This window comes from Pseudobutyrivibrio ruminis CF1b (assembly GCF_000424005.1).
Lineage (GTDB): Bacteria > Bacillota > Clostridia > Lachnospirales > Lachnospiraceae > Pseudobutyrivibrio > Pseudobutyrivibrio ruminis_C.
On the sequence record NZ_AUJB01000013.1, the window covers coordinates 72,492 to 84,607 of the forward strand.

The 12,116-nt window shown below is 40.6% G+C and carries 7 protein-coding genes; 4 read left to right on the forward strand and 3 right to left on the reverse strand.

What is annotated here, in order from left to right:
• Positions 1–214: 214 nt before the first annotated feature.
• From G592_RS0112045 to G592_RS0112055, 3 genes are read right to left on the reverse strand one after another with little or no spacing between them, the layout of a single operon-like run.
• Positions 215–709 carry an HAD family hydrolase gene (locus tag G592_RS0112045; protein ID WP_242830175.1) on the reverse strand — a complete coding sequence of 165 codons (495 nt, stop codon included), beginning with the start codon at positions 707–709 and terminating at the stop codon, positions 215–217.
• Positions 702–1,580 (reverse strand): ParB/Srx family N-terminal domain-containing protein, encoded by an 879-nt coding sequence (locus G592_RS0112050; protein ID WP_028248036.1) that lies wholly within the window; start codon positions 1,578–1,580, stop codon positions 702–704. Before G592_RS0112050 ends, G592_RS0112045 begins: the two co-directional genes overlap by 8 nt.
• A 28-nt stretch (positions 1,581–1,608) precedes the next feature.
• Positions 1,609–2,070, reverse strand: a complete 462-nt coding sequence (locus G592_RS0112055; protein WP_015551008.1) for an RpiB/LacA/LacB family sugar-phosphate isomerase — start codon at positions 2,068–2,070, stop codon at positions 1,609–1,611.
• A gap of 197 nt (positions 2,071–2,267) precedes the next feature.
• On the opposite strand from G592_RS0112055, the gene G592_RS16485 reads away from it, so the two are divergent.
• From G592_RS16485 to G592_RS0112075, 4 genes are all read left to right on the forward strand, one after another.
• On the forward strand, positions 2,268–3,398 hold the full coding sequence (locus G592_RS16485) for an AI-2E family transporter (RefSeq protein WP_051194907.1): 1,131 nt from the start codon (positions 2,268–2,270) through the stop codon (positions 3,396–3,398).
• Position 3,399: 1 nt separating this feature from the next.
• Positions 3,400–4,032, forward strand: coding sequence for an endonuclease III domain-containing protein (locus G592_RS0112065; RefSeq protein ID WP_028248037.1), 633 nt, complete (start codon positions 3,400–3,402; stop codon positions 4,030–4,032).
• 270 nt (positions 4,033–4,302) lie between these two features.
• Positions 4,303–10,818: a CehA/McbA family metallohydrolase gene (locus G592_RS16490; protein ID WP_051194908.1), complete on the forward strand. Its 6,516-nt coding sequence runs from the start codon at positions 4,303–4,305 to the stop codon at positions 10,816–10,818.
• A gap of 11 nt (positions 10,819–10,829) precedes the next feature.
• Entirely contained in the window at positions 10,830–11,963 is a 1,134-nt protein-coding gene (locus G592_RS0112075; RefSeq protein WP_028248038.1) for a YibE/F family protein, read from the forward strand.
• Positions 11,964–12,116: the final 153 nt, after the last annotated feature.

The window sequence follows — 12,116 nt, forward strand, 5'->3', positions numbered from 1 at the left end:
AAATAAAAGAAAATTAAATTTCTAATGGAGGTCCTAAAATGTCAAAATTTATTTTACAAGTGAAAAAGAGACGTCTTTGGAATTGTAGTATTGAAAATAGAATTTGATGTTTTAGTACCTGGAAGAATTAAGTGATTAGAAATAATAATGGAAATAAATTGAACAAGGTGATTAGTGAATTGTATAATTCATAAATCACCTTGTTGGAGTTGGGTTAATTCAGTTTAGCATTCAAATGATACGCCTGTATCAATATTTTTTCTTTCCACAATTCATCTTCAGCATCAAGATGATATGTCTCATATCCATACTGTCTTCCGTTTGAACAGACGATTTTCTCGTCATCAATATGAAAGGCAATTCGATATTTGCTAGGCATTTTCTGAGGAAGAATGGTTGAATTATTTCTCTGAACCTCCTTCAAATGTCTTTGTCCATTTACAATCCCATCAAAACGAACATTATACAGTTTGAAAAGATGCCTAATGTAGCTTTCCGTCCTGAAAGAGGAGGTGTAGACCCATACTTCAAAGCCCAGCTCCTGAAGTTCGTTAATCAGCGCAGGAGTGCCAAGCCTCAATCGTTCTTTATATATTTTGTTAAAGGGAAAAGGTGGCGGCTCTTCAACCTTGTGGGTCATCGGTGATACAAACAGAACCTCATCAAGGTCGAAGGAGATACGCATTTTCTCGCCGGCATTATTAATCATAAGAAGGTAGCTCCTTAATAATGTTGATTACGTCCCTTGACCAGTGATCCTTATCTTTGATTGGATATACACGGAATTCATTGGCTACATTGTCAAACATACTGACTTCAGCATTATCGAGATGTAGAGTGTATAAATAGTTGTCGACATACAGTGATTCCATCAGTTTTTTGTCTTCTGGATTAGTTCTTTTTGATGTACCTGTAACTATACCAGTAGCAGTTAAATGGTATTTACGTAAAAGCGATTTAATATAGTCAGTGGAATAGTAGTTAACACTGTATAACCAAATATCAAATCCGTTTTTTTCAAGCATTCTAAATAAAGCAGGAATTCCAAGTCTCAGTCGATCTGGGTAAATCTTATTAAGTGGGAATGGTAATGGTTTTTCTGCCTGTCCTTGTGTGCCATTGTAGAAAACAACCTCGTCTAAATCAAGGGTAACGCGCTTGTTGTGCTCTGAGTGTTTAACTATTTCTTTGATTTCCTGATTGTGAACTACATTTACAACCTGTACTGGAATTTTTGGATAGCCCAGTCTTAGGGCCGCAGCCCACCTGTGATGGCCGTTTAGAATCATATAGCCATCAGGATGAATCCGTTCAACTACAATAGGCTCCTCGCCCATATAGTAATTCTGATAAATTCGCTCCGAGTTTAAAAACTTCTTTTCATAATCAGAAATGATTCGATAGCTAGGCCCAATCTTAGGATGAGAAAATTCATCGTCAGGATTTGGATGCAGGTTTTCACAATAACATCGTTTTACAAGAAGGCGATGAAGCAAACCAGACTTGATTGGAATAGCTACTCCATCATGTCTTGATATTTCATCAGCTATATATGCTTCGAATTGTGTTTTGCTTTCCATAGGCTACCCTTATATGTGGATAAATAAACTATTTAACAGGTACGCAATGCTTATCGTTGATGTCGCAAACCTTCTGAACGCGACGGCGATATTTTTCCTCCATAAGTGGATCTGTATTAAGCCATGTCTTTACAACTTCCATAGCCATAAGTCCGCCAATAATTTTTGCACCAAGGCAAAGGATATTTGAATCTGTGTGCTGTCTTGCGAGAGTAGCACATAAAGGATCCTGGCAAACTGCAGCGTAGCAGCCGTTGATTTTATTTGCGATAAGAGCACTGCCATATCCAACACCATCACAGAAGATTCCTCTGTCGCATTCTCCCTTCGCTACTGCAAGGGAAGCTGGATAAACGAAATCTGAAAGGTCGCAGCTTTCACCATCATAAGTACCAAAATCTACTACTTCATATCCGTTACTCTCGAGATATGCCTTAATTTCATTCTTCATTTCTGTTCCGGCATGATCATTTGCCATTGCAATTTTCATATGGAATTACCTCCTAAACCTATTAATAACTGGGTTTTAACCACAGTTGTTATCCATAAACACTTATACCATATCACAAATATGTGAAGACTTAATAGAATTTTTAGAATTAATTCATTGCATTTAAGTCTCCACTTTGCCATATTATAACTATAAATACCACTATTAATAGCGATTTGTGAATTTTTGGAGGAACAATGAAAAATATAAAAAATAAATCATGGTATTCACTAACAGTTTCAATTTGTATAGGTGTAGTACTTTTCGTTCTGCTGATGAAAATCAGTTCAGTTCTCAACATAATCGGAACTTTCTTAGGTTTCTTTTCCACAGTTTTCTTTGGGGCAGTTATTGCCTACATAGTTAATCCATTGGCTATGTTTCTTAGAAGAAAGGTATTTGGAAAGCTTAAGAATGAAAAGACTAAGGCTGCACTTGGAAATGCATGTGCATTTGTACTTTTGATTTTTATTCTGGTGTGGATAGGTGTTTTAGTTGTTCCACAGCTTGTGGACAGTATTAAGATTTTCGCTAGAAATTTCAATGGGTATATGGATAAGCTCCAGAGAACACTTACAGCTATTGGAGTTTCAAATTCAACACTCGATTTAACCAGCTTTATCAATAACTCAAATGATTTGCTCAATACTGTGAAAGTATATGCTTCAAAAAACATGAATACAATTATGGCTACTACAGCTGACGTAGGTAGCGGTGTTGCACAGGCATTTATAGCACTTTTACTTTCAATTTATTTCCTTGCTGAAAAGGATAAACTTAAGGCAGGCGGAGCAAGATTTTTAAAGGCTCTCTGTAAGGATCAGTATGAAAAAGTTGAATATATAATCAAAGAGAGCGATAAGATTCTCAATTGCTACATCGTTTATAACCTGATTGATGCCATGGTTGTTGGTATCGTAAATGCGATATTTATGACAATACTTGGAATGCCTTATACAGGACTTGTTTCTGTGCTTGTAGCTGTATTTAACATTATCCCTACATTTGGTCCAGCTATCGGGGCAGTAATCGGTGGCTTCCTGCTTCTCTTGGTAGAACCATGGTATGCAGTAGCATTTTTGATTTTCACAGCTGTCCTTCAGACACTTGACGGCTATGTTATCAAGCCAAAGCTTTTTGGAGATTCCCTTGGAGTTTCTGGCCTTTGGATTCTCATCGGCATTGTGGCTGGTGGAAAGATGTTCGGTGTAGTAGGAATCCTTCTTGCCATTCCTATGGTTGCCATTTTAGATATGATTTATCATAAGTATCTGCTTCCATTCCTTGAAGATATGGATGAGGAAGAGATTGAAAATACTGGAGAATAACATGAGAAAAAAAGAGCTTGCTCTTATTGTAATAGAAAGACTAAAAAAGGAATATCCATACAGTGACTGCACATTGGATTATGATGATGCATGGAAGCTTCTGGTGTCGGTAAGGCTTGCAGCCCAGTGCACAGATGCCAGAGTAAATGAGATTGTTCCTTTATTATATGAAAAGTTTCCTACCATTGAGGCCATTGCAGATGCTGATGTGGCAGATGTGGAAGCCATAGTGCGCCCTTGTGGATTAGGAAAATCCAAGGCCAAGGACATAGTGGCATGTATGAAGATGCTGCGAGATGTTTATGACTGTAAGGTTCCAGATACTATGGAGGATTTACTTAAGCTTCCAGGAGTTGGACGTAAATCAGCCAACCTGATTCTTGGAGATGTCTATGGCAAGCCTGCTATTGTAACAGACACACATGCCATAAGACTTTCAAACCGTATCGGCCTCGTAGACAATATCAAGGAGCCAACTAAGGTGGAGATGGCCTTACGCAAAATCATTCCACCAGAGGAAGGCAATGAACTCTGTCACCGCCTTGTGGATCATGGCCGCGCCGTCTGCACAGCCCGCACAGCACCTTACTGCGACAAATGCTGCCTGGAGGATGTGTGCAAGAAGAGAATATAGGCTTCCCCTTGACTCTGTCATGCTATCCTTCTAATGAACTAAAGTTTTTATTGAATCTTTTGTATACTTACTAGAAAATGTGATGAATGTGTGAAAATTATATTGAAATTAAACCCTCAAAATGATACTCTAACATTACACGACATAACGATTTAGGAAGGGCGATTTACATACCAAATCATTTAGGTACATAGTGGATGATTGGGATATGTGAGTCGCCTTTTTTGACGCGTTTTTGTCTGAATTTATTAAAGGAGGAGAGGATAGGTAATGAAAAAATTGGCTCGCAGAGGGCTATCTTTAGTTCTTTCGCTTTTGATGGTTGTTTCATGTGCTTACACTGATATTTCTTTCATTTCTAAGGCCGAAGAAACAAACCATGTCTGGACTAAAGTAAGTCTATCCGATATCACATCTAGTGATTCTATTGCCATCACAATGAGCACTTCCGATGGCGAAATCTACGTATTGCCAAATGCATCTACAGGAAAAGCACCAGCAGCTGTTCTCGGAACAGTTAACAATGGTTCTTTAACTATCGAATCAGGTAGTGATTCAGATTATGCATGGACAATTACAAAGAACACTGTTGAGGAGACAGTTGTAGCAGGCTCTGATAATAATACAGAGGCAGAGACAGCTGCTGTTCAGGAAAAGACAGTGTCAGAGGAAATAAGCAGTGAGGCTACAGAAGAAAAGGCTTCTGTAAAAGCTTCTGAAAAGACTTCTACTAATGAGGTTTCTGAGACTACAGAGGATGAGACTGTAGTTGAGAATGCAGAGGCTTCTGAGGTAAAGGCAGAAGAGAAGTCCGTTGAAGATTCTGATAAGAAGGATCTTGAGAAAGAGGATGACAAGGACTCACAGGATAAGGAGTCAGAGAAAAAGGTTACAAGAACTTACTATACAATAGGAAGTGGTTCTTCATATCTTTACACTAACGCTGCTAACAACGGTGTTAGAGCTGGTTCGATGCCAAAGGATCAGGTTGGCGCTCAGTGGCAGCTTGATGATACTGGTTATCTTTCAGCTAAAGACTCAAAGGATGCTACTCGATTCTTAGGGGTATACAATAAACAGGATTGGAGAGCATACACAAACACAACAGGAAACATTAAGGACCAGACCTTAGGTTTCTACAAGCTTACAAGCAAGGTTGCAGGTGAGGGCAAGGTTTCAGCTCCAAAGGCTTCTGTTGAAAGCGGTACAGAGGTAGAGTTTGGTGCTGAGGTAGAGCTTACATGCGATACAGAAGACGCTAAGATTTACTACAACGTAAATGGCAGCGAGGACAACTACAGCCCATACAAGAAAGCAATCGAAATCACAAAGGAAACTACAATTTATGCTTACTCAGTTGTTGATGAGACAAAGAGCGAGATAGTTTCATTCAACTACAAGCTTATTGCAGGTTCCAAGATTACAGATATTACAAAGCTTGATGATGAGCAGGAGTTTGTACTTTCATTTAATAATGAAAAGGTACTTTCTACTGAGGCAAGCGGCAAGAAGATGGCTGGTGTTGATGTAAAGGTTGATGATGACAACCACCTTACATACACAGATGCTCAGGCTGCTATTGTTAAGCTTAAGCTCGTAAAAGCTGAAAATGATGGAGAGTTTTATCTTACATCAGACATTCTTGAGGATAATGTACTTACAACAAAGTACCTTACTTCAGGAGCTACAGGAAACAGCCTTTCACTTGAGGCTGAGAAGAATGAGTTCAGCCTTTGGTCAGTTGAGCCAGAGGAAGATGGCACATTCCTTGTTAAAAACGTAAATGCGGTTTACAAGAATAAGGCACAGTATCTTGAGTTCTACTCAGGATTCACAACATACAGCTACACAGCTGGTGGAAAGAAGGATGCATACACATTCTCAGCATACACAGTACCTGAGCTTGAGAAGACAGATGCTCCTACAGACAACACACTTGGAAAGCTTCTCACAAGAGAGCTTTACGATGGAGATCAGGTAGTTGTTTATTATCCAGCAGGCAAGAAGCTTATGACATCTGAGGCTACTACAAATGGTAAGATCAAGGATGTTGCAGCTGAGCCAGCAGAGGATGGCACACTTGAAACAAAGGATTTAAATGCTGCAGTTCTTAAGGTTGCAGTTGATGACAACGGATACTATTCTTTCAAGACAGCTGATGGCAAGTACCTTACTGGCTCAGTTGAGGAGAAGGAAGTAGACGGCAAGAAGAAGACTTATGCAAATCTTACTCTTGAGGATACAAAGACAGATAACAGCCTTTGGACAGAGGAAGCAGCCAGCGCAGAAGGAAAGTATTACTTAAAGAATGCTTTCGCAAAGGTTGGTTCAAACGTTCAGGCTCTTGAATACTATAGTGGATTCTCACTTTATGGATTCAAGGAAGCTGCTGCTTATGAGTTCAGCTTCTATGCACTTGAAGAAGGCACAAAGACAGTTAAGTACGATTATGATGATACTCTTCTTACAGTTGCTCAGTGGGCAGGTAATGCACACTACGATGAAGTAGAGACATCTAAGGAGTATATCAACGGTGACTTATATGCTACTAACGATATGCTTGATTCATCTGCTAAGTACACAGCAGTTGTAAATGGAAGTGTTTCACAGCCATGGACATCTGCAAAGAGTAGCAACACAGGCTCTACAAACTTCTACATGGGATCAACAGGTGTTATCAATAAGGACACTGATTACATGCAGTTTGCATTCCCATCAGCAGGCTATGGCAACATGTCAGTTGATTTCAGAATGAGAGCTTCAAACACTGCTTGCGGAGCATTCCAGCTTCAGTACTCTACAGATGGAGAATCATTCAAGGATCTTAAGACTGGTACATATTCATATAAGTACACAGCTTACAAGGCAGGAGATAAGGTAGATGAGAACGGCAAGGCTGTTCAGGAGCCATTCGAGGTAAATGGTTCTGGCGACATCACAGATGGTAAGGCACTCACATCTCTTGCTCCAACATACTACATCACATTTAGCTTCGACATTCCAAATGCAGCAGCAAATGCTGAGAAGCTTTATGTAAGACTTGTTCCTGCAAGCGACAAGTCAGCTAAGGGCGACAAGGCTCCAGCAAAGGGCGGTGTTATCCGCATTGATGGTGTTACATTCAAGGGTAACCCAATCGTTAGCGATGATGTTACTGGTTATGTAATTGCCAGTCCAGCAGCCGGCGAGATTTCTTCTAACCAGAAGGTATCTCTTTCATCTAAGACTGAGGGAGCAGAAATCTTCTACTCAGTAAACGGTGGAGAGTTTGTTAAGTACGATGATGAAAAGAAGGTAAGCTTCACAGAGCTTCCAGCAACAGTTCGTGCTTACGCTACAAAGGAAGGACTTGCTAAATCTGTTACTGTAAATTATCAGTACACACAGGCTCAGGTTTCACCAGTTAAGGCTACACCAAACGGTGGCGCAGTTATTGAGAATCAGAAGGTATCCCTTAAGTCTAAGACAGAGGGTGCTAAGATCTTCTACAGATACATGACTGAGGAAGAGATTGCAGCAGCTGATAACACAGTAGCTTCTGAGGAGAACAATGAAGAGACAGAAGAGCCAGCAGTTGAAGAGCACAATGACTGGATTGAATATGAAAAGCCATTCACACTTGAGACTCTTCCTGCTCAGATCCAGGTAAAGGCTACAAAGGAAGGCTACAAGGATAGCGCTGTTTCTACTCTCAAGTTCACAAAGAAGGAAAATGAGAAGTACAACATCTACTTTGGACAGATTCATGCACACACAAGCATTTCTGACGGTGCTGGTACACTTGAGGAGGCTTTAAAGCATGCTACTAACGTAGATAATCTTGACTATATCGTAATTACGGACCACAGTAACTCAATTGACAACGAGAAGGAGTCAAAGATTACTGAGAACGTAGATAAGGCTGCAACAGATGAGTGGACATACGCTCACAATCTTGTAAAGCAGTACTCAACAGATAAGTTTACATGTGCTTACGGTTATGAGATGACATGGTCAAATGGTCTTGGTCATATCAACACTTACAACACACCAGGTTTCCAGAGCCGTACACAGACAGCATACTCAACATATGCTACAGCATTACAGAATTACTATGAGGCACTTAGATCAGTTCCTGATTCTATCAGCCAGTTCAATCACCCAGGTACAACCTTCGGTGATTTCCAGGATTTCGCATACTACACAGAAGAGAACGATGCGTTAATCACAATGATTGAGGTTGGTAACGGTGAAGGTACAATTGGTTCTTCAGGTTACTTCCCATCATACGAGTACTACACTCGTGCCCTTGATAAGGGATGGCACGTAGCTCCTACTAACAACCAGGATAACCACAAGGGTAAGTGGGGCGATGCCAACACAGCACGTACAGTAATGCTTGCTGATACAAATGATGAAACTGCTATCTATGATGCAATGAGAAATTATCGTATATACGCAACAGAGGATAACGACCTCTCAGTATATTACACACTTGATAATAACATCATGGGTACAATCCTTGAGAAGGATGCAGTAGGTGATACTGTTGAGCTCAAGGCAGAAATCAAGGATCCTACAGATTCAAAGATTGGCCGTGTTGAGGTTATCGTTAACGGTGGTCAGTCAATCGCTATGGAGAATGTAGCTACTAACGAAAAGACAGTTACATTCGAGGTACCATCTAGCTACTCATACTACTACTTAAAGATTACAGAAGATGATGGCGATATCGCTGTTACAGCTCCTGTATGGGTAGGTGAGGTTGAGGCTTGCGGTATCAACAAGACTTACACAAACACAGTTCTTCCTGTAAAGGGAGAGAGCCTTGATGTAAATGTTGATTTCTACAACAACGAGCAGACAGATCTTACAATCGACAACATCCAGGTAGTCCTCAAGGACGTTGATAATAAGGAAACAGAGGTTGTAAACCTTTCAGGTGCAGAGGCTGGTATCACATCAGTTAAGTCACAGGGCACAGCAACCTTCAAGACAGACTTCGTATATAACGAGGCTGGTCAGGTTACTTATGAGGTAGTTGTTAACGCAACACTTAACGGAGTACCTAAGGTATACACAGATAAGCTTCAGTTAAGCTATGCAGTTCCAGAGATGGTTACAGACGTACTCATCGACGGAACACATTACAATGACTATGTTACTGGCTACTACGGTGGCAACATGTCAGCTTTCGTTTCAATCTGCGCTAAGAAGAATATCAGAGCTCAGGTTGTTACAACAGAAATTACACCAGAGATGCTTGAGAAGTGCTCATTACTTGTAGTATCCGCTCCAGCTAAGAAGTCTGGTACAGCAAATGCTGGTGATTACACAGTTTCACACTTCAGTGATGATTTCATTGCTATGGTTAAGGACTATGTGGCAAATGGCGGTTCTGTAATCGTATGTGGTCTTGCAGATTACTCAGATACAACAGACGGTCAGACAGCTACAGAGCAGAACAAGCTTCTTGAAGCAATCGGCTCTACAATCCGCATGGGTTCTGATGAGGTTTGTGATGATACAAACAATGGTGGTCAGGTATACAGAATGTACCCAACTACTTACAACACAGAGTCAGCTTTATTTGCTGGATTAAGAGATGGCCAGAAGTACAGCCAGTACTCAGGCTGCTCAGTTGATATTTCAAATGCTAAGGCTACAGATTTTGTAGACAAGGCACAGTGGCTTGTAAAGGGCTTTGATACTACTTACTCAGTAGACTGCAAGGATGCATCAGGAAATCCACAGCCAGGTACACTTGATAACGGTGTTAAGGGTGCAAAGAATGACAACCTTGGTGATGTTACATTCCTTGCAACACAGCACACAAAGGCTGGTGGTGATATCTTCGTAGCTGGTGGCGTATTCATTTCAGACTTCGAAGTAAAGGCAGAGATGGACAACAATGATTCATTGCCATACACTAACCACACAATCATTAACAACATCCTTGAGGGTGTTACAGTAGAGCTTCCAACATCTACAATCGCAGAGGCTCGTGCTGGTAAGATGAATGAGGTATTCGCTGTTGAAGGTTATGTAACATCTGGTACAGACAACGAGAACACAACATTCTTCGATACAATTTACCTTCAGGATGAGACAGCTGGTATCGACATATTCCCATATGCTACACCAGGTCTTGCAATTGGTACAAAGATGCGTATCGTTGGATACGTTTCACAGTATCAGGGAGATAAGGAGCTTAAGGTTATCTCATCTAAGATTCTTAATGACGAGCCATACGTATGGGCTCCAAAGGAAGTAGACACAAAGACTGCAATGAATTATGATGCTCTTGGTGGTTCACTTCTTAAGACAACTGGTAAGGTAACAAGAGTTGCTTACGGTTCTGACGGAAAGACTGTTGAGGAATTCTGGCTTAAGGATTCTACAGGCGTTGAGGCAGCTATCTTCATCGATGGTTACATCAACTCAGCTACAACAGGAAAGAACGAAGTAGCAAACTTCGTTAAGGAAGGTGCTACAGTTTCTGCAGTTGGTGTTCTTTACATGCACCCAGAGGGAGATTCTGAGGTATCAGTACCTGTATTCAGAGTTCGCAATTGCGATGATATTGTTCTTGTTAAGGAGCCTGAACCAGAGGTTAAGCCAGATCCTGTTAAGGAAACAATCAAGCAGGTTGGAAAGGTAGTTAAGAATGTTGTTGAGACTGTTGAGAAGACGGTTCAGAAGGTAGCTGCCAAGAATCCAGTTGTTAAGAAGATTGTTGAGAACCCAGTTGTTAAGCAGGTGGTTAGCGCAATTAAGAGCTTCTTAGGAAAGTTTTTTGGATGGTAATTTTTTAGAAAATGAAAAAAGAACTGATAATTAAAATTGTATCAGTCCTTGTATTTATAGCCCTCAGTGTTGGAGTGATTATTTACGCCAACACTGACAGGCCAAAATACACTATCACAGAGAGCTCTGGCGTCGAATATGAGACTGCTAGAGTTCTTTCTGTAATAGAGGATAATACATCGATTGATAAAGAAATTGAAAATGTAAAAAAGGGAAGTGCCGAACTTGAGGTAGAGCTTCTCACTGGCCGTTATAAGGGAGATGTTTGTCATGTGACGAACTACTTCAGTGCCCTCTATAATGTTGATGTGGCAAAGGGCGATAAGGTCAGTGTCAGAATAGATACTACTGATGCAGGTAAATATGAGGTGAGCATTTACAACTACAACAGAATTCCTCTTTTTTTAGGACTTATTGTTGTGTTCTTCGCAGTGCTTGTTTTACTAGGTGGTAAGCAGGGCTTAAAAGCTTTCGCAGGACTTGCATATACAGTGGTTGCAATTATTTTTGTATTGCTTCCACTTACATTAAAGGGAGTATCGCCTATTCCACTTACAATAGTTATAGTGTTCGTTACATCAGCTTTGTGTTTCTTGCTTATTGGCGGTGTACAGAAGAAGACAATTGCAGCAGCATTTGGCTCTCTTGCAGGTGTTCTCATAGCAGCATTACTTGGTGAGCTTGCTGCCAAGGCAGGCGGTGTTACCACATTCCAGATGGATGAAGCAGAGGCGCTTCTTCTTGTGAAGTCAACAAATCCTATTCAGCTTCGCGGCTTGTTTATAAGTGGAATTTTGATTGCCGCCATGGGCGCTGTTATGGATATTGCAATGTCTATATCATCTGCAATAGGAGAGATTCACGAGGCCAATTCAAAGCTTGGCTTTAAGGAGCTTTTTGCAGCAGGCATGAACATCGGTCGCGATGCAATGGGAACCATGGCAAACACACTTGTGCTTGCTTATGTTGGTGGAGCACTTAACATGATGGTGCTTATCTATTCCTACGGCGTTTCCTTTAGACAGCTTGTCAACACAGATTTTGTGGCTATAGAATTGATTAGAGCCGTTGCAGGTTCTATTGGAATCATCGGAACCGTGCCATGTGTTTCAGCAGTGGCTGGATATTTGTATAGTAAGAAATAGGATTGATTAAAGACTGCTAGTGCTGAACAGGAAAAAATCTGCAGAAGAGGTAGCTACAGAAGCTGATGAAGCTTCATCAAATGCGATGTTAATTATAGTATTATGCATTCTTGCTTTAGCTGCTTTAGGATTTTTTGGTATTCAATTTTACAA